The sequence below is a fragment of the Parahoeflea alexandrii genome (assembly GCF_027214025.1).
Taxonomy (GTDB): Bacteria; Pseudomonadota; Alphaproteobacteria; order Rhizobiales; family Rhizobiaceae; genus Hoeflea; species Hoeflea alexandrii_A.
In genome coordinates this window covers 321,680-347,257 of sequence record NZ_JAPWHB010000001.1, presented here as the reverse complement: position 1 = coordinate 347,257, position 25,578 = coordinate 321,680, and the positions used below count along the sequence as shown (strand labels likewise).

Here is a 25,578-nt window from a genome sequence, read left to right as displayed (position 1 = left end):
AGCCGGTGAGTGCTGCACCCGGCGCACCGGACATCGAGGGACGTCTCTCGATTCTGGCTGGCAAGGGACGGTTTCCGGTGCTGGTAGCCGAGGCAGCGCGCAGACTGGGCCAAGACCCCTATATCTTCCGGATCAGGAATGAAGCCGACCAGGACTGGTCCGGCTTCGACAATTGCGAGATCAGCATCGCCGACTTGTCGGGGTTTGCCGCGACCGTGCGCCGTGAGGGCATCCGTTCGGTCGTGCTTGCCGGCGGCATCGGCCGGCGTCCGGAGCTTTCCGATATCCGCCCCACCTGGCGGTCGCTGATTGGCTTTGCCTCCTCTTTTCGGGTCTTCGCCACTGCGGGCGACGACAAGCTTCTGCGCTTCGCCATCAATGTGCTGGAGAACGAGGGCGTGCGGGTGCTGGCCGCTCAGCAGGTGGCGCCCGATCTTCTCGGGCGTCCCGGCCCGGTCGGGCGCTTGCGTCCGGGCAAGGCCGATCTCAAGGATATCGCGGCCGCGTCAGAGGCGGCATTGGCGCTTGGCAAGCTCGATATCGGGCAGGGCGCGGTTTCCGTCCGTGGCCGCGTCATCGCGATCGAAGGGCTGGAAGGGACCGATGCAATGCTTGAGCGGGTGGCGGATCTGCGCGCCGGCAACCGGCTGTCGGCGGCCGGCGGCGGTGTGCTGGTCAAGCTGTGCAAGCCGGGGCAGGAAGAGCGCGCCGATCTTCCGTCGATCGGGCCCGCTACCGTGATCAACGCCCATGCAGCGGGCTTGTCGGGCATTGCCATCGAGGCCGGCCGTGCTCTGGTGCTTGAGCGCGACCGCGTCGTTTCAGAGGCAGACCGGCTGGGCCTGTTCGTAACCGGCATCGAGCCGCGGGAAGACGAGGTGGACCAATGGCAGCGTTGAAGCTGGCCGTCGTCGCCGGCGAACCTTCGGGCGACATCCTCGGCGCGGGGCTTGTCCACGAGATAGCGCGTCAGACCGGCCAGCAGCCCGAGTTGATCGGTGTTGGCGGCGAGCGGCTGATTGCCGAGGGACTGAAGTCCCTGTTCGACTATACCGAATTGTCCCTCATCGGCTTTTCTGCGGTGATCGCCAGGCTGCCCAAACTGATCATGCGCATCAGCCAGACCGCCGATGCGATCATAGCCGCAAGACCCGATTGCCTGCTGATCATCGACAGTCCGGATTTCAGCCACCGGGTCGCCCGCAAGGTTCGCAAGGCGCTGCCCGATCTCAAGATTGTCAATTACGTCTGCCCCACCGTATGGGCCTGGAAGCCTGAACGGGCATCGGCGATGACTGCCTATGTCGATCACGTGCTCTCGGTCTTCCCATTCGAACCGGAGATTGTCAGGCGCCTCGGCGGCCCGCCGCTGACCTATGTAGGCCACCGGCTGATGGATGATCCCGGTTTGATCGCCGCGCACGAGACCCAGATGGCCCGCAGGAACGGCAATCCATCCGGACGGCAGCCCGTGTGTCTGCTCCTGCCGGGGTCGCGTCGCAGCGAGGTCACGCGCCTCGGACCGGTCCTGGGAGCGGCGGCAGGTTTGCTGGCCTCGCTCAATCCGGAGATGACCTTCGTTCTTCCGGCCGGCGCCCATGTGGAACGGCAGATAAGGGATCAGGTCCTGGACTGGGAGGTCGACTGCCGGATCGTCACCGGCGAAACTGCGAAATGGCAGGCCATCGGCGAGGCCGATGTCGCCATTGCCGCCTCCGGGACCGTCCTGCTCGAGCTTGCACTGGCCGGGGTGCCGCATATTTCGTGTTATAAGCTTGACCCGATTTCCCGCCTGCTGTCGGGCCTGATCGTCTCGTGGACGGCAGCGCTGCCGAACATGATTGCCGGCCATGTCGTCATTTCGGAATATTACGATCGCCAGCTGCGCCCGGAACGTCTGGCGCGCCAGGCGGATCAGCTCGCAGCCGATACGCTGCATCGCGCTGCCATGCTCGCGGATTTCGACCTGATCCGGTCGCGGATGGAGATCGGCGTTCCCGCCTCGGAAAAAGCCGCCATGACACTGTTGTCGGTCATCGGTTGCTGAGAGCTGCCGCGCCGGCCTGTACGAAACTCGATCTGCCCGCCGGCCCGAACGGAAGCAACTCGCTGTTGCGGCATCGGAAGCATCTTTGTGTCCCCGGAATCAAAAAAGCGCCCGAAGGCGCTTTTTTTATTGTCAGGCCTGAGCGGCGTTGCGCTCAGCGCTTCGACACCGGCACGTAGTCCCGTGCGGCTTCGCCGACATAGAGCTGGCGGGGGCGGCCGATGCGCTGGCCCGGATCCTCGATCATTTCGCTCCACTGGGCAATCCAGCCGACGGTGCGCGCCAGTGCAAACAGCACGGTGAACATGGTGGTCGGGAAACCGAGCGCCTTGAGCGTGATGCCCGAATAGAAGTCGATATTCGGGTACAGCTTCTTCTCGATGAAGTAGCTGTCGGTGAGCGCGATCCGCTCGAGTTCCATCGCCACTTCGAGCATCGGGTCGTCCTTGATGCCGAGTTCGCCCAGCACTTCGTGCGTGGTCTTCTGCATGATCTTGGCGCGCGGGTCGTAGTTCTTGTAGACCCGGTGACCAAAGCCCATCAGACGGAACGGATCGTTCTTGTCCTTGGCGCGGTTCACATATTCCGGGATCTTGTCGACGGTGCCGATCTCGGCCAGCATGTTGAGCGCGGCTTCGTTGGCGCCGCCATGCGCCGGGCCCCAGAGGCAGGCGATGCCGGCCGCGATGCAGGCAAACGGATTGGCTCCCGACGAACCGGCGAGACGAACGGTCGATGTCGAGGCGTTCTGCTCGTGATCGGCGTGCAGGATGAAGATGCGGTCCATGGCCCGCGCCAGCACCGGATTGACCTCATACTCCTCGCACGGCACGGCAAAGCACATGCGCAGGAAGTTCGAGGCATAGTCGAGGTTGTTGGTCGGATACACGAAGGGCTGGCCGATATGGTACTTGTAGGCCATCGCCGCAAGCGTCGGCATCTTGGCGATCATCCGCATCGAGGCGACCATCCGCTGATGCGGATCGGTGATGTCGGTTGAATCGTGATAGAACGCCGACAGCGCGCCGACGCAGCCGCACATCACGGCCATCGGGTGCGCGTCACGGCGGAAACCGGTGAAGAACCGGCTCATCTGCTCGTGCACCATGGTGTGGCGGGTGACGCGGTAATCAAAATCAGCCTTCTGCGTGGCGGTCGGCAGTTCGCCGTAGAGCAGCAGGTAGCAGACTTCGAGGAAGTCGCCGTGCTCGGCCAGCTGGTCGATCGGGTAGCCGCGATGCAGCAAGATGCCTTCGTCGCCATCGATGAAGGTGATCTTGGATTCGCAAGACGCCGTGGAGGTAAAGCCCGGATCGTAGGTAAAGGCTCCGGTGTTCTTGTAAAGCGTGCCGATGTCGACGACGTCGGGACCGATGGTGCCGGTTTTGACCGGCAGGTCGATCTCTTTGCCGTCCATAATGATTTTTGCGTTCTTGTCTGCCATGGCATGTCCTTCCACAAATGCAGGCGTTCGGCGCTCGGCCGACGTCTTGGATGACCGTCAGGGGTTTAGCTATCTGATTTGTAGCACCGTGCCAAGCTATGCGGATGGCTAATTGTTCGCCGGGGAGTGGATGTGCAAAGGCCCGCATTTGCGCCTTTTAGCAAATGTTAACGCTTTGGAATTGTGTGACAAACACCACGGTGCAGCCCCACGCCAACGACTCATGGTTGGTTGCGGCCGGGAGGGCGTTGTTGCAATTTATGGTGGCATTACTGGGCGTTTGGGTGGTAGTTTCACAGACTGCAGGCGAGGCGTGCATGATGCAGGCAAAACGCAAACAGTTCGAACCCGATTCAATCGTTGCGCTCGAGGCCGAAAAGCCGCTCGCCCGGACGCATGTCAGCCATGACGTGCGCTCGTGTTGCGGCACGCAAGGCGCCTGAGCGCGCTGCCGCAGGTCCGGGATGGGAGCACAGGCCTGATCCGACTGCGGCAGGCGTTTTCGACGGCTGCTGCGGCGGAAATGGAGCAGGGGCTCGCATTCCTGTTTCTTCCTGTGGCCATGGGCTCCGGCGCCGGTCTTTTCTACATGGCACCGTCCGATCCGCCTCTTGCGGTCCTCGCCGTTGGACTGGTCGTGTTGCTGCTTGTCGCCGTTTTGGCCCGTGAGCACCATATCGCCGCCGGACGTAGCGCCAGCTACGCGGCTGCGCTGCTCGCAGGTGCGCTTGCCTCTGGTTTCGAGGTGCACAATGGCACCATTCTGCTTGATTCAGACGTAACCACCACAATCACCGGAACCGTCGAGGCGCGGGAATTCGACCCTGGCGGCAGGGTCCGCTACCTTGTCAGGCTGGCCAGCACCACTGAGCCGGAAATCCGGCGCCCGCCATCGCGGGTTCGTCTGGCGGCCCGAAGCCGCCACAAGCCGGTGCCTGTCGGGGCGGTGATTTCGGGGCGGGCGCGATTGTCTTCGCCCTCCGGTCCGGTCATGCCGGGCGGGTACGATTTTGCCTTCCGCGCCTTTGTCGACGGCATAGGGGCGCAGGGCTTCTTCTACCGGGCTCCTGTCCAGGCCGGCGGGCCGGAGACCGCGAACGGTTGGGTCCGCTCGGCCCGCCTGGGGCTTCGGAGCACGAGGGAACGCATCTCGGCCCGGATCCGGGAGGTGTTGCCGGGAGATCCGGGCGGCATCGCCGCGGCTCTCGCGGTGTCCGACCGGCGCGGCATCAGCGAGCCGGTGGTCGACGCGCTGCGCGCAACCGGGCTCGCGCATATCCTTGCGATCTCGGGGCTGCACATGGCGCTCGCGGCGGGCATCCTCTACATCGGCATCCGCAAGAGCCTGGCGGCCTTTCCGGTCCTGGTCGAGGCCTTGCCGGTGAAGAAATTCGCGGCGATCGGCGCGCTGATGACCGCCACCGCTTATTTGCTGATCTCCGGCGGCAGCGTCGCCACCCAGCGCGCTTGGGTGATGCTTGCCATCATGCTGGTTGCGGTGCTGGCCGACCGGCCGGCGCTCACCATGCGCAATGTGGCGCTGGCGGCGATTGCCATCATCCTGATCTCGCCATCGGCGGTTGTCGGCCCCGGTTTCCAGATGTCCTTTGCCGCCACCGCCGCGCTGATCTCGGCCTATGCCGCGATCGCCCGGCGCGCCCGCCACGGATCCGCGGGACCGGACGTCCGGCTGTCCGGATCGGCGCCGCGCCGCTGGCTTGCGGTTGCGGCCAAGGCCGTGCTTGGCCTGGCGATTACCTCTCTCGTGGCCGGGCTCGCTACCGGGCTGTTCTCCGCCCATCATTTCCACCGGGTTGCCGGCAACGGGCTGCTTGCCAATCTCATGGCAATGCCGCTGGTGACATTCGTCGTCATGCCCGCCGGACTGCTGGCGATGTTGCTGATGCCGTTCGGGCTGGATGCCTGGCCGCTTTACGTAATGGGGCAGGGGCTGGAGGGCGTCATCGCCACGGCCAACTACGTTCACTCTCTTGGCGGCGATCTCAATGTCGGGCAAATCCCCTTGATGACCACCGTGCTTGCCGGGGCGGGCTTCGTCATCCTGGTCTTCCTGAGAAGCCGGTTGCGCCTTGCCGGTCTTGCACTGATCGGGCTCGGCGCCGTATGCGCGTTGCCGCCGGTTGCGTCGCCCGCACCCGATATCCTCGTCAGCGAAAGCGGCGATCTGGTGGGCCTGGCCGGACCCGAAGGATTGGCTAGCAACGCGGCGCGGCCGAACGATTTCGTGTTCAGCCAATGGCGGACGGCCCTGCGCGCCGCCCCGCATCTTCCGCCCGTTGCCGCGCCGGAACTGCAGAAGGTTACGGCCACGGGGATAGAACCGGACGCCGGCATACTCGATCAGTTGCTTGCCTCTGCTGCGGGTCTGCCCTCGCGCTTTCACTGCGCCGGCCGCGGCGTCTGTGCCGCCATCCACGCCGGGGCAGCCATTGTCGCCATCAATGACGCGGCGCTGATCGGCGCAGCTTGCGACCGGGCCGATCTGGTGATTGTCGCGATTCCGGTCTATCTCCACGCCTGCCGCTCCGGCGCCACACTCGTCACGTCGAGAAGCCTGCGCCGCTCGGGGGCCCTGGCCATCACCGTCGGCGGACAGGACCGATCAGCCGCGACCCCGCGATACGGTCGGGCCAGCCATGCGGCAAGACCCGTATTCCGGATCGAAGCCACCTTGCAGGACGTCATCCGCCCCTGGACGATCCAGCGTTATTATGAATGGCGCACCGGCAGCTTCGACCTGCCTGGCTGAGCCGGGCCGGTTCCCATGCCACCCGCATATCCTTTGCCCAGGTGAAGTTGCCAGACGCAGAAATACATACCGGATTGATAGAGTGCGCGCCTTGTGCGTCAAGCAGGACGCACGGCTTCAGTGGTAGCGGCGGATCAGCCCGACGAGCTTGCCCTGCACCTTGACGCGGTCGGGCCCGAAGATGCGGGTTTCGTAGGCCGGGTTGGCGGCTTCGAGCGCGATCGAGGCGCCCTTGCGGCGAAACCGCTTCAGCGTCGCTTCCTCGTCGTCGACCAGCGCAACAATGATGTCGCCGGGGTTGGCCGTCGACATGTTGCGGATCACAACCGTGTCGCCATCGAAGATGCCGGCGTCGATCATCGAGTCGCCCTTGACCTCGAGCGCGTAATGGTCACCGGGCCCGATCATTTCCGCAGGCACGGTGATGTTGTGGGTGATGTTCTGGATCGCCGAGATCGGCACGCCCGCGGCAATGCGGCCCATCATCGGCACTTCGGCCACCTGCGACGGTTCGACGGGCGCGGGCTCCGCGCGCCGTACCGGTTCGGGCTGCTTGCCCAGGCTACCTTCGATCACGCTCGGCGAAAACCCTCGCCGCGGCTGCAGGCCGGCCTGGTAACTGTCGGGCAGCTTGATCACCTCGAGTGCCCGCGCCCGGTTCGGCAGCCGGCGAATGAAGCCGCGCTCCTCGAGCGCCATGATCAGTCGGTGAATACCGGATTTGGACGCCAGGTCGAGCGCGTCTTTCATCTCGTCGAAGGACGGCGGGATGCCGCTTTCCTTCATCCGTTCATTGATGAAGAGGAGAAGTTCGTGCTGTTTGCGCGTCAACATTGGCGAAGGACCCCGGCAGCCGGCTCGATGGCCGGAATGAAACAAAACCAGAACTCAGGTATCATGTTCCATATGTGTTCCGCAAGAGGTAAAGAAACAATGAAAGAACATTGGAGGCGCGAACCAGAAACGGGAACGGAACGCCCGGCATGGCTGCAAATGTTGCGTATACAATGCCAATGGGCGGGAGTTTAGGTCTGAAATTCAGAGGGTTATGTTCCGGACGTTGCGGGAAACCGTTCCGGCGGCCTCGTGGGGAACGAGAAGCCTTCAGGTCGCCCGCTGATCCAGCTTCCGCGCAGCCTTGGCTATTGCCGCCGCCGTGACCTCAATGCCGGTGATTCGCAAATGGCGGTAAATGTCTCTGCCGTCGGTCACACGGCTGCTGCAGGTCGAGGCCAGCGAATACTCGTTGCAAACGGTGCTCCAATCAAACAGCGTCGGTGATGCGGAACATCGTGGCGAACCACTGCCGGATTTCCGCTCCCATGTCGTCGCAACAACGGGCGGCGGTGTGGGACCAAACCTTTGCCGGCTTCAGGGGATCGCGGAGATCGACCGGTTCGCAAATCATGAAGCTGTGCGATGGTCGGATAAGGTTGTTGAGGAATCCGATGTCGCCAATTATTGCATCCGCGATGCCCAGTTCTTGAACGTTGTTGTAAGCCGTTGTGAGCGCCCTCAAACCGGCGACGAGATCGGTATTGCGCATTGCCAATCCTGTCGGGCAGTCGGTCGTGCTGCCGTCACCCGGCTTGATGTCGATGCCTCCGGCACTCAGACAATGCGCGATGAAATGCGCGCAATCGGTCTTGCCGGGCTTGTCATAATAGGCCCCGCAGGCGTTAGTCTTCCGGTTGCAATAGTCCTTGGCGTAGGTAATTGCCTTCCAGTTGTCGAACTTCACCTTCCTCCCCGAGAGTGGCACGATCACCGTCATGGGCTGTTTGTAGTCTCTCGGATCGATCCCCATCTGTTTCAGGTACTCGGTTTCAAGTCTGGCCATTGCTGTCTCCTGGTTCGGGCAATGCTGGAAAACCCGCGGATCAATTCTCCCGGTCGAGCCTCAAAGGTAGGGCGGGGGAGATGGACACGATCCTGGCCTGCGCTTCCGTCAGGCCGGCCAGCTGTGCCGCCCTCGTGGCTTCACGGGCATTTCTCCTGTCGGCGATCATGTCGCTGTCGCTGAAAAGCCAGGTCAGGGGATTGGGTTCGCCCATCCCGCCACTGCCGGTCCAAGCCTTGTGGGAGAGATCGCACCAGAATTCGGTCACGGGCGTATCCGCCTGAAGACCGGCGATCCGCAGCGACAGGAATGCGCCCGCCGGAACCGGTCGCTCGTCGGTTCCCGCATCCTCGCGCGTTCCCCGGCCGGTGATCAGGCTCTTGCTGACGACGAGCCTGCTTCCGGCCGCCGGCACGGCTTCGCGCGACAGAAGTATTTCGAACTGGCAGTACGGGCCCTCCGCCAAGGGCAGGTCGAACTCGCAGGCGTCGTTGTCGGCGTTGCTGCCGGTCAGGCGGAAGCGGATATTCGAAATGCCTCTCGTCGTGACGGGAAATCGCCCGGACAGCAGGATGCCAGTCCAGGCAAATTCGCCGGTTGCATCCGGCCCGGTAAGGACCGATCTGAGATCGAGATCATAGAAACCGAATTGCTTGTCGAGCGGAGCGGGCAAGCCATATGCAAGCGGACGTGCGGGCGATTCGAATTCCAGCAGATGGATCTGCGGCTCCAGCAGATCGGTCGCATCGAATGGCAGCACCGGTTCCGCGCCGTCGGCCCTGATGATTGAGTGGAAGATGCGTGCCGGCCGGCCAAGCGCATGGTCGCGTTCTGTGATGATTGCCGCCATGTGCCTGTGAACGTGCTGGGCGAAGGGTGAGGCCTGGACGGAAGGGCGGAGCCAGACCGGCAGGCCGTCATCGCCGAGGAACCGCAGAGCTGTCTCGCCGCCGCTCGCAGAGCCGGTCGCGATGATGTCGGCGAAGGTGGCGCTGTGCCGGTCGGGCGGCGAACCGTCGTCGGGCGAGCGAAGGATCGACGCCACATCGAAGTTCCGCGCCGTGCGGGTCCATTCGGCGAATGTCGGCCGCGATGCGACGCAGGGAAAAATCCGGTGTTTGCCCTCGATGCCAAATCGAAGGTCTGCGCCGGCCGCGGTTGCCGCGTCGCTAGCGGTCAGCCCGGCGGAGCTCCATTCGATGGTTGCGAGCAGGATGGGCTGGTTGCCGCTTCCCTTGACGCTTGCGCCACCGGGAATGCCGAAGGCTGCGAGCAGATAGCTGTCCGGGGCAATCGGCGCATGCAGCAGCGCCAGGGTCTCGAATGCATCGACCCTCGCCAGAAGGATGGGTTCGGCGTCCATGGCCTCTTGCCTGCGCAGGAGCTTGCGCGCGATTTCCACTTTCCGGCACCGGCCCTCGTGCCGGACGGCGATGGCGGTCTGCGTGCCGATCCGTATTTCGCCCGCTCCCTCGAATTCGATCCATGCAGTCTGTTTGCCAAGGTCGGGTCGCTCGCTTGCATCGGCATGAAAGGTCCAGCCCGGATGAAGGTAACGCAGGCTCTTCACACCAAGGAAGCTCTCCTCGAAGTCGAGCGGCGCCAGCGGATTATCGCCATAATCCGCTGCAAGCAGCATGAAGGCGGTGTTCGCATACCGCGGATCCGCCGATTTCGGCTCGAATGTCAGCCCGATCGGCCCTTCCACCTGCAGGGCCACGCCCGCGGCCGGATCGGAATTGTCCGGACCTGTCTTGTAGAGCGACTGCTTCAGACGCGGATCCGGGCCGATTTCCTTGCGTGCGTCGCGGATCCGTACGCTGTCCTTGCCGGAGTCGCCGCCGTCTTTTGCCTGCTGCTTGAACGTCTCGAAGCCAAGGCTGGTCTGCAGCCCGCAGACGATCCTGTCGGCAAGTCCGCCAACCGCATGCGGCGGCTCCTGCAGGATGGTCAGGATCGGCGGTGCCGCAAGCGCCGGGTCGGCATTGTCGGCGGGCGCTTTGGTCAGGGGCAGCAAGGCGCGCTGCTGCGGCCGCGTTGGCTCGATCCGGCTCGCGTCGGCCAGCACGACTGCACGCTTGAGCCAGGGATCGGCGCCCTCTTGCCAGGCCTTGATCGTCGCCTTGCTGGATTCCGCATAGGCTCCCTCGTAGCGCGAGCGCAGCGTGAACCGGTGGCGGAACCAGGTGGCCGTCGGGTCGTCCCACTGGACGGACTTGAGCAAGGTTCGCGCCGGAAGAGGCTCCAGCCGGACCGGGGGCGCACGCTCGTCAATGTCGCCGCGCTGGTGGAACGCCTCTTTCTCGAAGGCAAGCAGGTCATCGTAGTGAGCGGCCAATCCGGGATCGGCGGATGGCCGCAGGCTCAGATCGGCAATCGGCGTGCGGGTTCCCGCGCCGCTTGCCGGGTCGATCGCATGAACGATCTTGAGCGGATCGACCCATGAATAGATCGGCTTGCCGGTCGTGACCCAGCGTTGCGTTCCCACATCGATCCGCCCGACAAGGCGCCACAGATTGTCCGAAGCCTGGCTCGCCGGGGCGTCTGCGTAAAGACCATAGGATCGCGCATGGCTGTCGCTGGCGCCTGAATTGGCCTCGGCGACGCCCGGGATGATACGCAGGCGCGTCTCGGCTTCGGCAATGAGACCAGTCTTGTTTGCTTCGAAGGCCGGGCTCATGGTTTCAAGCGTCAGGCTGTTGCCTTCAAACAGCAGGAGCTCGGTTCCGCCGTGCTCGCATCTGCCCACGGCGAGCTGGCCGAGGCCCGCATGCAGGGGGCTTGCGCCAAACCGCCCCTCGGTCATCAGTCCCGGGTTGATGGCGGGCCGCACCCGGAGCAGCGCAACCGCACCCTCCGGCACAGAGACAAGGACATTGCGTCCCGACCGCTGCAAACCGAAATCCGACCCGGTTCCCGAAACGGTGACGGCCGTGATGTACGCTTCGGACAGGTTTCTTAGCGTTTTCAACGAGCTGCCGACAGCATCATCGCCCCGTGGCACCGGGTCGAAGTCGCGTAGGTCAGGGGAGGGAACGAACACGGATTTCGAACCATCGAAGTCATGCTCAAGACTGTCGAGCGGCAGCAGTTCGAACAGCAGGCCGCTGACCGCCAGATCGGGCAGGCGGTCGAGCAACGTGGCGATCTTCTCGTCGCAGACGGCGACAATGCGCGCGGCCCGCAGCGCATCCATGAAGCGATCGAGACTGCCTGTCTTGGTTAACCCGGCGGCGGCGACCAGGTCGGGATTGGCAAGCCAGCGTTCCACATCCTCGATTCCCATCCTGGGATGACTGACCTGAATCGTTGCGGCCTCGCCGAAACGGTCCCTGAAGCCGTGCCCTTCTTGCGCCAGCAGCAGCAGTGGTGGCTGCGGGAAGTTGGGTGGTTCCGCCGCCTGGCCGGATGAAAGCACCGGTGCCTCGAAGGACAGGCTTCCCGCGTCGATTTCCAATCTGAGCCAGTACAGGCGCGCTTCGTCGACCGGTATTTCAATCCTGGCCGCGGTGTTGCCGTCCCACCTCACCGTCAGTTCAGCCGAGTCGGCCGTGCGCTTGGAGAATTCGATCTGCAGCGAGCGATAGCCTTTCGGGATCGATACCTCCACATACGGAATGCCCGCCCCGCCAGCCGGGCTTTCTGGGCCGGTCCTGGGGTCGGAAAGGACGCCGATTTTCAGGGTCTTGGCGGCGTAAGCCTTTACATTGGCAATCGATATCCCGATCGGCTCGCCATGATTGCCGCCTTCGCCGTCCTTGGTGTTCGTTTTCGTTGCCGCCGCCGCATCCTGCACGTGCGCCAGACGCAATGCGCCTTCGCCTGATGATTGCCGGAACAGGTCCCGCACCTCGTGCTGCGAAAGCGCAAGCCGCGGATAGTCCGCTGCCAGCGGCATGACATTTTCGAACGTGGCGCCGATCCGTGCAGCCGTGCCGGTTTCCTCGTCTGCCTGGAATTCCGTCCGGCCGATGGCGGTTCGCCGGCTGCAGGAGATGTCGATCGGCATGAGCCCCGGGACGACGCCGTCGGGGAAATCCTCACCTATCTGCATCCGCCATGGTTCGTTCGCGGATGTCTGCAAGGCGAGAGGTAGCGTCCCGTCGGACGCGACGGCGAATTCGATCAGCTGGTAGGAGACCCCGTAGGCCAACGGCGGCGAGCCGGCCCAGGCCGGCGCTGTCTCCGGATCGAAGTCGAAGCTGTCGAGCCTGTAGACCGGCGCAAAGGCGTCCGCCACCGCCGTTTCGGCGCCTTGCGGTTTGGTCTCGTCGAAAACGCGGGATGTGAAAGGCCTGCCTTCATAGCCGATGAAGGCTTTGGAGATGCCGTTGTTGGCGGTTGGCGTCACCGGGCCGAGATAGGGCAGGGAAGTGTAATCCCGGTAGGAATCCGTACCTGGATCGTAGATGTCCAGACCGCAGACATTCGGGGTCCGCCATGGTTCGCCCCGCGCGCGCAACAATGCGCACACGCCGCTGTAGCTGTGGTTGAAAGCGGCCGCGTCGTCCGGGTTGGCCGTCCTGGCGATCTGGATCGGCAAGGGACGCGGCTGCAGGTCTGGGCGGAAGCCGGTTTCCGACAGGATTTCGTCGATCTCTCTTCCCGAGCCTTCGATCAGCGCTTTCCGCAGGTACGATCGCAATCCGTTCGGCATGTGCCATAGCGACCCCGCCAGATGCGCGAAGGCTTCGCTGGAAGACGTCGGGCGTGCCGCGGGAACCGGCACGGCGGCGGGCGGACCCCAGCGTGTCGCCAAGAAGCCATTGGCCCGGATGACATCGGCAAGGGCCTGCTGTTCGCCGATACCCTCTCCGTTCGGCCCCAGCGACGCCGCCCAGGCGAACAGGTGGTTGTTGCTGCGCCGGATCGCTTCGAAACCGTTGAAAGGCCCGTTGAGGAAGGCGGTGAAATCGCCCCAGGCCCTGTTCAATGCGGTCTCGACGATCTTGCGCTGGTCGTCCGCCAGTCCTTCAGGCAACAATGCGTTCACGACGCCACCGGTTCCCGAGCCGGCAATCAGCCGGATCGCTGCCTTTTCGGCGCCGGATTCCGTGCTCAGCGAGAGGGCCAGGTCCTGCAGCGCCCCCTCAAGCGCCGCAGCGATGCCCGAGTGGTGGGCGCCGGTGGCCGGAAACGCCTCATAAAGTTTGGCAATCGCAGCAAGTTTCTCATCATCTGATTTGTCGTGGAGGCCGACAAGCCGGGAGAGAACGTCCGGTGCGCTTGCCAGATCGAGAACGCGGCGCAACTCGGCAACAATCTCGCTCGGCGTTCCTTCCTTACACAGCGGATTGTTGGCGATGGTGTCCCGCAGGATCCGCAAAACCCCGGTGCCATCAAGCGCTTCGAGCCGCGCTTGCAGCGGATTGCCGTCCTCCAGGCCTTCCGCGGCTTTCGCGCAGGCGACCAGCACTGCATCGACAAGGTGTTCGAGCAGGTTTCCTTCCGGCGGTTCCTCGCTATCGGAGAGGCCCGGCATTCGCAGTGCCAGCACGATGGGATCGAGGGCCGAAATGCAGCCGGCGACCGCGATATCGATGATGTCGAACGCCGCTCGGTTGGGGTGCGGCGGCGCTGCCGGCTCGGTTTCGAACCTGCCGATCCTTTTGAATACCTCCGGCTGCTGCAGTTTAGGCAGGGTCCAGAACAGCCCGTGGCAACGTTCCTCGAAATGCTGCAGCAACGCCTGCGCTTCCGGTCCGCTTTGCTTCAGGGCGACAAATCCATCGGCCCCGACGATCGACCTCGGCAAGGCTGCCGGCGGGGCTCCGGTCCACAGGTTGACGGTGTAATGAACCTCTTCCGCCCCGTTCGGATAGGTGAGGCTCAGGAGCCTTTCACCGCCCTCTACCCGATAGGCATATGCGGTGACCTCGATGACATCGGTTGGCGGTGCCTCGTCAAAGGCAAGCAACAGCCAGACGCGCGGGGCTGCGACACTGTCGGCCGCCACGGCCTCGGGATGGACCCGACGGCGCAGCCCGACCATCTCGGCGACGGGCGCCATCGACTGCCGCAACCCCGAAAGTGCGTGACTTGCCTTGAGGTCCGTCGCGTTGACGGCGCCGACAACACTCATCCCCGGTGTCCGCCAGAAACCGTTGCCTTGGCCATCGTTGCGCTTGTCGAGCCACCCCATGACCAAGGCGGGATCGGCGGTCCCTTGTCCCTCGACCGTGATTTCGGTCGTCTCGACAGGACGCGCCTCAAGTGTGCGGGGGTCTCCGGCCTTGAGCGCCTCAATCACGTCCTCGCCCAGATCCACTTCGAAGAACCTGAATTGGAAACCGCGCTGACGGGCAAGAAAACGCTCATAGGCATCGCGTCCGCCTTCCTCGGCGCCTTGCCACTCGAAGCTCGTGAAGACAGAGAAGGTGCCGTTTTGCTGCGCGTCAAACCCCGCGGGTTGGCGGCTGACGGTGCAAAGGAATTGCTGGTCGTTTTCCATGGCGAAACCTCACTGCAGTGCTGCGGTCGCTTTTTTGAGTTTGTCGAGCTTCTTCTGGACATCATCCGAGGCGGTCAGGCCCGTCGTTGTCCGGGTCACGGTTTCCGATCGACCGCCGCGAAGCTTGTACTGAACCTCCGTGCGGACCCTGATCTTGAAGAAACGCGAGATGCGGATTGTCAGCACCAGCCGGCCGTTGGCGTCGATCTGGCCGTTGTCGCGATAGGTCAGGTCGAGCATCAGGCCGATATAGACGCTGACGATCCCGCAGACGTCGACATTGCCGGCGACGACCAGCGACAGGCCGACGGAGAGGCTGCTGCTGTTGTCGTTGCCGATGAGTTTCCGGTAAGAAAGCACGACGCTGAGCGTGATGAAGACCGACCCTGATACGGGACCGAAGGCAAATCCGATAGCCGCCGAGGCGCCGGCGCCCGCCGAGACCAGAACCATAAGCTGCCCATCGAACGGGCGGTATTCGGTGTCCACCTGCACGTATCCGGTGCCGCCCAGGATGAAGAACGAGAAGATGAACGGCAGTTCCTGTTTGGACAGGTTGAAGCGGTTTGCGATCAGGAAGTCCGGATAGGCGACCAGCCGGAAGCGGTTCGAGATCTGGATGTTGCTGATGCCGGATGTTGCATAATTCAGGCTGATCGCCGGCATCGAGAACTCGTTCTCGAAGCCGATCGGAATGCCGCGATCCTTGATGATGTTGAGCATGCCGACCCTGTCGGGAAAGATGGTCCCGAGCGTGTCCTGCACGAACTGCAGCACGTCGTTGAGCTTGATGTTGGCGGGATCGAAATCGACATCGGTGCCGTCTTGCTTGGTGTAGTGGATGGCGAGTTTTTCAAAGCCCGCCATCTTCTGGCCGGAGACGAGGGCTTCCAGGTTCGTGCTCAGCGTTGCATGGTCGCTCTGGCTGACCTGTTCTGTGTCGGCGGCGGCTTCCAGCCGCACGAACCCGTTGAGCCGGCTGTCGACGAAGTCCATCCGGAACGGGCCGGCCGAGAACAGCTTCGCGCGCTGCGGCAGGTTGACGTTGACGTCGATCTGCACCCAGGCCCGCTTGGTCTTTGCATCGAAGTCATGGGAAATCCGGATCGCATCGCGAAGCGCGCCGGGCGCCTTGAGCCCCGGAAACAGTTTCGACAGGTTGATGCCGCCGAAGTCGGGGATCAGCCGGTTGAGATCGAAGTTGCTGAGATCGCTCGGCAGCAGCGTTTCGCCGATGCGGTCGAACGGGATGGACAGGCCCATCGCCTTGAGCTCGTCGCCCAGGCGGTCGAGATAGGCCTTGGCCGGCGTGTTGGCGATGATGTCCGACAGCGCATCGAAGTTCATCCGCATGCGGTCGATATTGGCGCGCAATTGCCCGAGTTCCGGCGCGCTGGTCGCCGCCGAGTAAAGCCTGAGGACATTGTTCGGAAAGGCCGAAGCGCCGCCGTCTGAAACACTCCCGAGCGCATCTACGACCCGGTGCGAATAGGCCTCCGCCGCATCGACCGACTGCCCGAAATCATTGGCCAGCGCCCGAACCGCGCGGTCGGTCTTGTTTATCGCGGCGATGATGGCCTCGGCGTCGTTGAGACCGGAAAGGTCGGTGACGAGAGCCTTCGCCTTTTTCTTTAGGGCCTCCTGCACATCCTCCAATTGTCCATAGATGTCATCGAGCGAGCTTCCGAGCGCTGCGCAGCGGTCTGCAATCGCCTCTGTCCCCGGAAGGGTAGCCCCCTCAAGACCGTCGAGGCGGTTCTCCGCTTCCTGCGCAAGGCTGCGGACGGCCGCAAGCGCCGTATTCCGAGTCGTTTCGTCCATGATCTCGACCGGAAACCGGGAGAATACCGCATCGAGCGTCGGATGGATCACCATAGGCCGGAGGATCGTTGAGACAATCGCGGACGGCGCCAGCATGTCCTGCACGTCCTTCGCCGCTGCAATCAGGTCGCCGGCGGCCCGGTCGATGAAAGCCGCCGCTTCAGTCTCCATCGCGCCGACATCGGCGATGACCCGCTGTGCCGTTCCGCGAACCCGCGCCACCAGCCGGTCCGCCTGTTCGCCCATGCGGGCAAGACGCGCAATCTCGCCGGTCATCCATTCCTGAGCCGAACCGAGTGTGCTTGAAACCTCTGCGGCGAGATCGTCAAGATCATCGAAGAACTCGTCATTGAGATTGGCAAGTTCGTCGATAAGTGCCTGGCCGTAGTTCGTTGCGCCGATCAGTGTCGTGGCGATGATACTCGCCGCTTCGACCAGCACTTCGGAAAGCGAGGCCGCAGTTCCATCAACCTTGGCTGCCAGGCTCTCGAGGCTGATCGAGGCGGTTTGCGCAAGCCCGCTGATGGTCTTCAGCGTTGCCGAGAGCTTTTCCAGGATCGCCTTCTGGGTTGCATTCGGGCCTTTCTGCATGAGGTCGTCGATCTTGGCCTGCGCCTTGGCGAGGGGGCCGTCGGCGGACGTCAAAGCATCGGTCTTGAGCGCGAGTTCGCCGGCGATCTCCCGGACCCGTCCCGCGCCGTTCCAGATGGCGTCATCGAGCAGGTCTCGGGTTGTCACCAGCCGGCCCAGCTCGCAAGAGAGGGCGGCAGCGAGCTTGGCGGAAAGGCCTTCCAGTTCGCCGGCTAGCCTCTGGCGCGCCTCGGTGAGGGCGGCGTTGATGTCGTCGCCGATACCGCTCGTGAGGTCGTCGAGCTTGCGTGCGAAGCCGTCGAGGCGATTGGCCGACCAGGGCTTTGCCCTGTCATAGCTCTTGTTGAGTTCGTCGATCCTGCGCAAGGTCCTTTCAAGGCTTGTCTGGATGTCGCCGTGCAGGTCGGCGACGATGAGACGCGCGGACTGCACCCCGCTGCCGAGCCTGCCGATGTCGGCGCTCGCTTCCGACAGCAACGGTTCGAGCGCCTTGATGACGGCCGTCTCGACGTCCTTTCCGACAGTTTCTCTTGTCAGTCCCGGTGTCGCGATGATCCACGCTTCGGTCTCGGCCTGAATGCCCCTGATTCCGTCGAGCAACATCAGCTTCTTGCGCCGCAAGGTACCCGAAATGTCGGTCTCCAGTTTCTTGCAAAACTTCCCGCTTGGAAGCCCGGCGAGATCGGGAAGCAGGGAGGCCTCGGACCCGATGAGGGCATTGATCCTTCTGGCAACGCTTGCGACGTCGGCGGGAGGTGAATTTTGAAAATCGGAGAGCGCTTTTTCGAGAGCCTTTTTCGCTTCGACAATGACCTTGTCCGCCGCTACGAGCTCTTCCAACGGCTTGTCGGCTTCCTCAAGCCTCTCTTTGTTCTCAACCGCCTCGTTCAATTTCGTCAGTTCTACACCCACGACTTCGAAACCTGCGGGTGCGTCGGCATTCTTGTGCCAGTAGGGAAGGCGGGGGCGCTCTGTTTCTCCGTGTCCGAGCGCCCCCAAGGCTTGGGAGGCCTTATCCAGTTTCGCGGCATGCTTGGCGTGGGTGTTGGTGGCTGGCACCGACCGCATGAAGGTGATGCTTTCCAGGTCGACGAAGATCGGCTTGCTGGCCCGGTTGGCGTTGATCTGCGTGCGCTGGCCCGAGGTCGCGAGCCGCCAGGTGAACCGGCCAAACCCGGTCGGGATGCGGGTCACGTTGCGGACGCGTTTCTCGTCGTCTCCCGCTTTGCTGCGCTGCTCGAAGATTTTCAGGCCGGGATCGGGCAGCAGCGAGAAATCGACGCCCGGGCGCGGCGGCCACAGGTCCGTCCGGTCGCCCCCGGTCTCGAAATCGGCGACAAAGAAGATGTTGTCCGGGTTGCGGCATTCCTGCGCGGTCGTGGCGGTTTCGGCGGTGCCCTCCGCCCGCGTGACGAAAGAGACATCCGGTTGAGGGTAGATGCGCGGGTTCTGTCGCGCGCTGTGATGGTTCCACAACGGGATGCGCCAGCCATAATTGCCCAGGTCCTCGCTCCAGGCGCTGTCGACATGGATGATGCGTGAATTGAACCGCACCGCCTGCAGTGGCCCGACGCTGCGCGCGGCGACATCGGGAAAGTCCGGATAGACCCGTTCCGGCTCCAGAATCTCGACATATTCGCTGACCTTGCGCAGGATCGGCCGGCGCGACCGCGTTGCACCCTCGGCGGGAAACTGTTCGGACGGGCTGACCGTGCGTTCATAGACGACCACGTGCTTGGCGCGGTGCCAGAACACCCCGATGCGGCCAATCACCTCGACCTTCTGGCGCTGGACGAAGCCGGCGCGGGTTTCCGAGATGATCGAGACCTGCCGTTTGAGGAACTTCGCCGCCTGGTCGGCATCTCCGCCCATCGGCGACAGGGCGATCCGCTCGATGGCGCCGCCATCCGATTCCGGATTGTCGCCGATGTAGCGCGCCAGGTTGGCGGATTCGATGGGCCAGAGCGCGCCGCCGCTCAAGCCTCTGGGATGATAGCGAAGCCGCGGCGCAGCGGCATTCTGCGTGGGTTCGATCTCGTCGCTGGTCGGATGCCTGTGCAGGGCGGTGTGACGCAACGCGAAGTCCACGCCGTTGGTGAAACGGGCATAGGCAAACGCCAGCAGGTTCTCGCTGTCGGCCTGCCAGAACTCCAGCCTTTCAGGCCTTTGCCGATAGGCTTCGGACAGTCCGGCCCAGCGCCTGTCGAGCGGCCCCTGGAAGACCGTGTCATCCAGGTCGGGGTAGGGCATTTCCCCGACGACCGCATCGATCTCCGACACGCGCACCCGGCTGACATTTCCGGTGGCGTCAATACCGACCGGCATGCCGTAGAGAAACTCCCCGCGAAACCCCTTGAGGGCCACTCCGGCGCCGCCGACCTGCCGTGACCGGAACAGGTCGTGGTCCGCCCACGGCGCCGGAATGAGCTTGTTGTCGAGGTCGTCCGGGTCGACCCAGAGCCGTGTCGACGGTCCGAACCGGGATTCGACGGCGAAGCGTTTCAATCCGTTGCCATCAGCAGCAAATGGCCCGGGATGCCGGTCATCGGGCCCACGGTCATGGATCTCCAGCCGCCGCGGCTTGTCGGCGCTGTCGCCGGTCACCATCGGCGGAAGTACGTAGGAATAGGGTTCCTCCGGCGCCTTGAATGCCCATTGCTGGGTGTCGCTGTCATAGTCGGCAATGGTGCCGCTGCCGGCATTGGCTTCCGAACCCAGCCGCCGCATCGAAAACTGCTTGACCGTCCACGGCTCCCGCCCGAGCAGCACGAAATCCTGCGAACCGCCGGTTTCCGTCGCGAAGAGGAGCTCCGCAGCGAGCCGCCGATCGGCATCGTCGCTCACCGTCTCCTGCACGTCGAGGATGAAGTCGCCGTCGCTTGAACTGTCCGGCGCGGCAAGCGGGATCAGCAGCGGCGGCATGCGGTCGCTCCGGTCGCCATAGCGCACGGTCGTCGCGACCGGACGCACGGCGTCAATGGCGATCTGAAGCTTGAGCGCGACCGCCATCGGTCCATCGAGTTCATACCGGCTCGCCTTCGACCCGTTCGACGTCAGGACACTGCTGTCTGTCAGCGCTTGCCGGGGATGCAGCCGAAGCCAGTTGTTCGGCGCCAGCGTTGCCGTCTTCTGATTTTCCGGTTCGCTCCGCTTGACGATGTTTTCGCGCAGCAGCGGCCTGTCGGCGGCCCGGTCCAAGGTCAGGCTGCCCAGCCGTCCGGAGAATCTTGGCCGGTGCTTGCTCGCGTCCTCCCGCTCGGAGATCCTGAAGAAGGCAAAGGAGCGGCCTGTCGGTTCGGCATAAACCTGCTCGTCGAAGCCGAACTCAAGATGATGGTGGTCGTAGGGGTTTTTCGGGTCCGGCAGCCAGGGTGCCTGAAACCCCGGGAAATAGGCCCGGAACACCGGCCTGGAAGCGTTGTCTCCGGGCAGCAGCGGCGGCGCCAGCGAAAGACGAAGCCGTTGCGTGCCATCGGCCGGGTTGCGGGTGGACGCATTGCCTTCGCCCCACAGCACTGTGCCGCTTTCGGGATTTCTCTGCACCTTGGCGCTGCGCACCAGGGTCAGAAGAACCTTGCCGCCTTTTTCGACCGACAGTTCGGGAAGAAAGCTCGCCGGCTGTTCGTCACGGACCGTCTGCAGTGCCAGCCGCGTCTGGTGCATGGAGACGATCGCATTGTGCAGGGCTCTTTCGAACCAGGTGTCGTCGGAGGATGCTTCCTTGAATGTGCGTGGCATGCCCGCGCCCGCGGCATCGGAGATGGTTTCCTTCCAGAGCCAGTGTACTCTCAGGGAAAACGCGCCTGGCGCTCGTATGTCCCCGGCGATAGCCTCGTCCGAGACCGCAGACGCCAGTTCGATATCGGCCTTCAGGGTCGTGTCTGCCGGGAAGGTAAAGTCGCTCACGCCTTCGCGCGGCAGGTTGAGGCGCAAACCGTTGGCCTTGAAGGCAATGCGGCGGATCGTGATCAGGTCGCCATTGTCATCGCCGAAGCGAAGACTTCTTGTAGTCTCGTCTCCGCCGGTGATCTCCCTGGTCGATTTCTTCTCTGTGACGACCGCGCCGCAGGCTTCCAGAAGGGTCGCCAGATCCGGCCTGGCTTTACCCCAGAAGCGCGTCGCGCCGGTGCTGACATAGCCCTTGGCCATGTCGGAAGCGCCATCCGAAAGGTTGAAGCGGCCGAACCTGTTGTATTGGGAGGGAAGCGAGTGCGTACTGTCGTCGCCGTCCACGGCGAGGATGGAAAGTGCGCCGCAATCGTTTCGTGCGCCGGCCTCGGGCTTGAAAACCCCGGAGAAGCGGACGGCCCCCGCCTCGTTCAGCGTGCCGTCCGGCGCCAACGGACTTGGCAGGTTGAGCGAAATCCGGAAATTGTGGTTGAAGCTGGTCTCGCTCTGTCTCTGCCCGAAAATGATCCCCGAATGGCGGCCGCCGAAGGCGACTTCCGGCACCAGTGGCCAGCGCAGCGTGGGCTTGGGGTAGGGGCCTGCGGTGTAGTCGGGCAGGTCGTCGAACTGATCGAAGACCGTGCCGCCGAAGAAGGACAGCCTCGGTCTGGTATGAGGATTCGGAGCTGGCGCTGCCGGGGGCTTGTTCAGCCACAGGCTGAAATCACCACCCTCGACGATCTCGGCAAGGTCCTCGTCATCGGTGTAGGGCAGCGACCGGATCGCCTCGAGATCACCGACCGGTCTGGTCTGCTTGATCCAGTCGGTTCGTTGAGCGTGGTTTTCCGGAGCGGCGAGCCATCGCATCAGCGCGTAATATGGCTCGCCCTCCGCCGCCTGGTGATAGTGGATTTCAACGCAGCCATCGCGCAGGTCGCCGGCCGGCTCACCGATGGCGCGATTGAGCGGCGGCCAGTGAAACCGGCCGAACATGCGAAACGAGAGAAGGGTGGTGCTCATATGCCTGCTCCGATGTTCTGGTCGGCGCCAGCGGCGTCGTCCGCACCGGCCGGCTGGGCCGGGTTGGCCTTTCCGGGTGTGAACTTGCCGATCAGGTAGGCCGCATTGGCAAGGCCCGCGAGCGTCAGGAAGTTTGCGCCCGGTGAAGGCATCGCCTCGAACACCCGCAAGCCGCCCGAAGCGCTGTCGAGCAGCACCCCCGGCCCGAGCAGATGAAGCGACGAGACAAGCGCGCTGGAATAGGCCATCAACAGCAGCACCGAGAACAGGAGGTTCTGTACCCGGGTCAGATCGATCCGGTCCTTGGTCTTGATGTCTTCGCCCAGGAACAGGTCGAAGAGCGATGCCTTCTGCGCCGCCTCGTTGCGCTCCGGTGCGGCCAGGCCGACTTGCGCCCCGCCGATCATGCCTTTCGGAGCATAGGTCGCATCCAGCGGGCGGGCATCGGTTATCACCGAGGTGGTCATCGGCACCGCTGCTGCAAGACCCATCAGCGCGAAGACCGACCAGTCGATGTCGGGAAAGATCTCCTTGCCGGAATCCAGCGCGGAGCTGCTCCATGCCATGGCGCCGACATTGAAGAGCGCCATGACCGCGTACCCGGAAATGATCAGCGTGCTCCAGAGAACCGCTTGCGATTGCGAAAGCGACAGCCGGCGGTTCTGGTTGACGGCGATGCCCCAGATGCTGCCGGTCACCCCGTAGCCGATGGCCGCGAAGAGAGCGGCGAGGCTGGCAAGCAGCAGCAGATAGGGTGCCTGAAGGGCCTGCGCCGAGGCGCTCGCAAACCTGACGGCCCGGGCGTCGATCCATCCCGGCAGGCCTTGCATCTGCCTGGTGCGTTCCTCGACCGTGGCGCTCAGCGACAGGCTCCAGGCCTGTGCGCAGGCCGCTTCGCCGGGCGCGTCAGCGGCGTCCTTCGCCCAGCACGACGCCAGCTTCCCCGGGTTCTCCAGATGCGGGCACACGGCGCCGCGGGGATCGGCTGCACAGCTTTTCGCGATACGTGCCTGGAAGTCCGGAGACCCGCCGACGTTGGAACTGAAGGAACGACTGGTTTCGCCGAGGATCGATCCGGCCATGTAGACCGTATAGAGGCCGTAGGAGAAGCACAGGATGCTCACCGATACGATGATTGCCGGTATCCACCCAAGTCTGCCCTGCATGATCACCTCCTGGCGATGCAATTCATCTTGAGGTGAGTGTGCTGCCGATCGACCTTGCCGCGTGAGTGAAAAAAGCGTGAAAGAGAAATCGCGCGGATATCTCGGATTGCTGCGTTTTTACAAAAGGTTCAGGCAAAATCGCCGATGAGCGCCGGCAACCGAGGCTCCGTGCCGGTTGTGAAGCCATCGACTTCGCTCGGAGGCAGCAGTCCCGCCCGTCTAGATTACCGCCATCAGACCTTCGCTGCGATCGTAGGCCTGAAGGATGGTCTCCTGGTCGTCGCGGTCGTTCCGGCGGGGCAGGCGGACGAGAAGCTTGCCCAGTCTCTCGTCGGAATCGGGGCCCGCAAACCCCCACTCCTTGGTCTTCTTCACGCCTGCCTTGATCGTCAGCAACAGCGAAGCATAGGTATCGTCGGGGTCAGCCAGCACGGTTTCGAATGACGCATCCTTGTGGGCGCCGTTCACAAATGCCCTGCACAATTGCCGGGAAACCAGCGGTGCCGCGACCGAGGTTCCGTTCATCGGGAACATGATGCCGCTCCGGGTGCCGGCTGCGACAACGCCCGGCAGGGCAGGCGAGCGATCGGTCACGGCGGACACGGTAACCTGCTTGCCGACCTGTATCGGGCGACCATCCGTGTCGTAGCGCAGGGCGCCGGCGCAGCTGTAGAGCGAAGCCATGCCCGTCAGCTCATCGAAGCCGCCCACAACCAGCGTGGCGTTGCCGGTCGCCATTCCGTTCAGGCTTCCGAAGCGGCGGACAACCGCCATTCCACCGTCCGAAACGGAATCGGTGACCATCGGAGCGCCCCATTTGTTGTAGGGAATGTTGAGTGGATCGACGAAATGGCTCTGCAGGGCGCCCGTATTGCCGCTGCCATACTGGATGTCGCGTTGAATGAAGCACTGGATTCCGCCCGCAACCTTTCCGTCGCCCTCATGCGCGTCGGTAAAGGACGGCAGCCGGGAGCCGGGTCGCTTGGCAAGTCGGACGGTCCATTCGCCCGCCTTGGCCGGCTGGCGGGCTGTCCGGTCGCCGTTGTATTCGGTCGGTGCCAGCGCGATCATGATCCGCCAGCGGTCATTGCGGTATTTGTCGATGCTGAACTGGCCAAAATCCCTGCAGTTCTCCGACAAGGGTTCGGTTTCTGCGTATCCGGGACGTGCGTTGCGATTGGCTGCATTGGACAGCAGCACATTCCGGACGAGGATCGTCCTGCCGTCCGGATCGCAGATCGAGACGGAAAGTCCCGAAGGATCAACACCCGCGGGCAGCCACATCTCCATGAAGCTGGATGTCCTGTCGGCAGGGGGAAGCAGCCAGGTCAGTGTCGCTGAATTGTCGCTTGCGAAATGCCGCTCCGTCAGCACCGCATGGGTGCCGTCGAGAAAGACGTTGCCGGATGGCATGACGAGTGCCGTCGGGGCGTCGGTCTTGCGGCGCGCGGCGATCAGTTCCTGGATCGCCGCTTCGATGGCCAAGTTGCCGTCATGCGGGCCGCCGGTCACACCGAAGCTCAAGTTGATCACGAGGGGGAGCGAGTCGACGCCGTGTTCCGCCGCGATCCGGTCCGCCCTGTCGAAGATGTAATGCATCGCGCTCAGCACGAACATGTCGGTTCCGAAGCCGGATGTGTCCCAGACCGCCGAGGAGGGCAGTTCCACCGCGATGATGCGGACTTTCGTATCTGTGTCGGAGTCCCATCGGCCGGCTGCCGTGTCGAGAACATGGCCGCCATGCGCATGCATGCGCGACAGGCTCATCGGCGGTCGGCCGGGCTGCGACAGGACGCCCGTCTCGCGATAGACCGCATCCTCGTCACCGGCGTGGTCCTTGACCAGTTTGTCTATGGCCTTCTTGGTGAACTCCCGCCCGAAAAGGATCGTGCCGTCATTGCGGGAAGGCGCGGCCTGGGACCAGCAGTAGTCGACGCGGGTCCCGGATCCGTCGGCTGCGCGGAAATTGGCGTGCGCGAAGGGAATCCCGTCGTCGATGACCGCCATGATGACCGATGGCGGGGCCTTGGACGTTTTCTTGCGGCCAGCTCTCGGCGGTCTCCGCCCGGGCTGAAGAGTGGCATCGACCGTGTCGCGGAACAGCGGAAACGTGACACGGAAATAAGGCCCGCCGTCATCGGGTTTCCGTCTCCCCGTCAGCGAGCGCTCGAGTGTTTCGAGTGATGTCGGCCGGCTTCCCATGGTCTGTTTCCGCAGCGTTTGCGGGGTTCTCTTTTCATCGGTCGGAAGGAAAAGAAACGGCACGAAGCCCGGCTTGAAGTTTTCCCCGGAACCGCCGCCGGACCACAGCAGCGGCATGGCGGTCGGATAGTCGATGGCGCCGACCCTTGCGACCATGCCATGCGCTTCCGCGTCGAAGCCGCCCGGCCACTCGGCGACGGCCGAAATGGCCGGCTCCTTGTCGAGCAGCAGGGCCGGCAGGTCGAAATCCTTGCCATGCCGGAGCATCCAGCTTTCATACGGTCCGACGAAGTTGTCCGCGTCTTCGGGGCGTCCCGGCTTGCCGTTCATCGTCAACT

The 25,578-nt window shown here is 63.7% G+C and carries 11 protein-coding genes; 4 read left to right on the top strand and 7 right to left on the bottom strand.

Features of this window, described 5'->3' with window-relative positions; genetic code table 11:
* Window positions 1–5 precede the first annotated feature (5 nt).
* Both O4H62_RS01625 and lpxB read left to right on the top strand, forming a co-directional pair.
* Window positions 6–899, top strand: coding sequence for an LpxI family protein (locus O4H62_RS01625; RefSeq protein WP_269385404.1), 894 nt, complete (start codon window positions 6–8; stop codon window positions 897–899).
* Window positions 887–2,047, top strand: a complete 1,161-nt coding sequence (gene lpxB, locus O4H62_RS01620) for a lipid-A-disaccharide synthase (protein ID WP_269385403.1) — start codon at window positions 887–889, stop codon at window positions 2,045–2,047. The genes O4H62_RS01625 and lpxB overlap by 13 nt, the downstream gene beginning before the upstream one ends.
* A gap of 154 nt (window positions 2,048–2,201) precedes the next feature.
* On the opposite strand, the gene gltA is transcribed toward lpxB, so the two are convergent.
* Complete coding sequence (gene gltA, locus O4H62_RS01615) at window positions 2,202–3,491, bottom strand: citrate synthase (RefSeq protein WP_269385402.1); 1,290 nt, start codon at window positions 3,489–3,491, stop codon at window positions 2,202–2,204.
* A gap of 317 nt (window positions 3,492–3,808) precedes the next feature.
* On the opposite strand from gltA, the gene O4H62_RS01610 reads away from it, so the two are divergent.
* Both O4H62_RS01610 and O4H62_RS01605 read left to right on the top strand, forming a co-directional pair.
* Window positions 3,809–3,934 (top strand): hypothetical protein, encoded by a 126-nt coding sequence (locus tag O4H62_RS01610; RefSeq protein ID WP_269385401.1) that lies wholly within the window; start codon window positions 3,809–3,811, stop codon window positions 3,932–3,934.
* A complete protein-coding gene (locus O4H62_RS01605; RefSeq protein ID WP_269385400.1) occupies window positions 3,910–6,261 on the top strand; it encodes a ComEC/Rec2 family competence protein in 2,352 nt (783 codons plus the stop codon). Before O4H62_RS01610 ends, O4H62_RS01605 begins: the two co-directional genes overlap by 25 nt.
* A 117-nt stretch (window positions 6,262–6,378) precedes the next feature.
* Here the strand turns inward: O4H62_RS01605 and lexA are convergent, their stop codons facing one another.
* The 6 genes from lexA to O4H62_RS01575 all read right to left on the bottom strand — a co-directional run bounded on the left by lexA (window position 6,379) and on the right by O4H62_RS01575 (window position 25,570).
* Window positions 6,379–7,095, bottom strand: coding sequence for a transcriptional repressor LexA (lexA, locus tag O4H62_RS01600; RefSeq protein ID WP_269385399.1), 717 nt, complete (start codon window positions 7,093–7,095; stop codon window positions 6,379–6,381).
* A 430-nt stretch (window positions 7,096–7,525) separates the two neighbouring features.
* Complete coding sequence (locus O4H62_RS01595) at window positions 7,526–8,101, bottom strand: amidase domain-containing protein (RefSeq protein ID WP_269385398.1); 576 nt, start codon at window positions 8,099–8,101, stop codon at window positions 7,526–7,528.
* Window positions 8,102–8,141: 40 nt separating this feature from the next.
* On the bottom strand, window positions 8,142–14,552 hold the full coding sequence (locus tag O4H62_RS01590) for a hypothetical protein (protein ID WP_269385397.1): 6,411 nt from the start codon (window positions 14,550–14,552) through the stop codon (window positions 8,142–8,144).
* A gap of 9 nt (window positions 14,553–14,561) precedes the next feature.
* Window positions 14,562–21,872, bottom strand: coding sequence for a hypothetical protein (locus tag O4H62_RS01585; RefSeq protein WP_269385396.1), 7,311 nt, complete (start codon window positions 21,870–21,872; stop codon window positions 14,562–14,564).
* Window positions 21,869–23,038 (bottom strand): hypothetical protein, encoded by a 1,170-nt coding sequence (locus O4H62_RS01580; RefSeq protein ID WP_269385395.1) that lies wholly within the window; start codon window positions 23,036–23,038, stop codon window positions 21,869–21,871. Before O4H62_RS01580 ends, O4H62_RS01585 begins: the two co-directional genes overlap by 4 nt.
* Before the next feature lie 219 nt (window positions 23,039–23,257).
* On the bottom strand, window positions 23,258–25,570 hold the full coding sequence (locus O4H62_RS01575; RefSeq protein ID WP_269385394.1) for a hypothetical protein: 2,313 nt from the start codon (window positions 25,568–25,570) through the stop codon (window positions 23,258–23,260).
* Window positions 25,571–25,578 lie beyond the last annotated feature (8 nt).

Coding starts and splice junctions, on each gene's coding strand:
- lpxB (WP_269385403.1), top strand. CDS start 887: ATGGCAGCGTTGAAGCTGGCCGTCGTCGCCGGCGAACCTTCGGGCGAC.
- gltA (WP_269385402.1), bottom strand. CDS start 3,491: ATGGCAGACAAGAACGCAAAAATCATTATGGACGGCAAAGAGATCGAC.
- O4H62_RS01610 (WP_269385401.1), top strand. CDS start 3,809: ATGATGCAGGCAAAACGCAAACAGTTCGAACCCGATTCAATCGTTGCG.
- lexA (WP_269385399.1), bottom strand. CDS start 7,095: ATGTTGACGCGCAAACAGCACGAACTTCTCCTCTTCATCAATGAACGG.
- O4H62_RS01595 (WP_269385398.1), bottom strand. CDS start 8,101: ATGGCCAGACTTGAAACCGAGTACCTGAAACAGATGGGGATCGATCCG.
- O4H62_RS01590 (WP_269385397.1), bottom strand. CDS start 14,552: ATGGAAAACGACCAGCAATTCCTTTGCACCGTCAGCCGCCAACCCGCG.
- O4H62_RS01585 (WP_269385396.1), bottom strand. CDS start 21,872: ATGAGCACCACCCTTCTCTCGTTTCGCATGTTCGGCCGGTTTCACTGG.
- O4H62_RS01580 (WP_269385395.1), bottom strand. CDS start 23,038: ATGCAGGGCAGACTTGGGTGGATACCGGCAATCATCGTATCGGTGAGC.
- O4H62_RS01575 (WP_269385394.1), bottom strand. CDS start 25,570: ATGAACGGCAAGCCGGGACGCCCCGAAGACGCGGACAACTTCGTCGGA.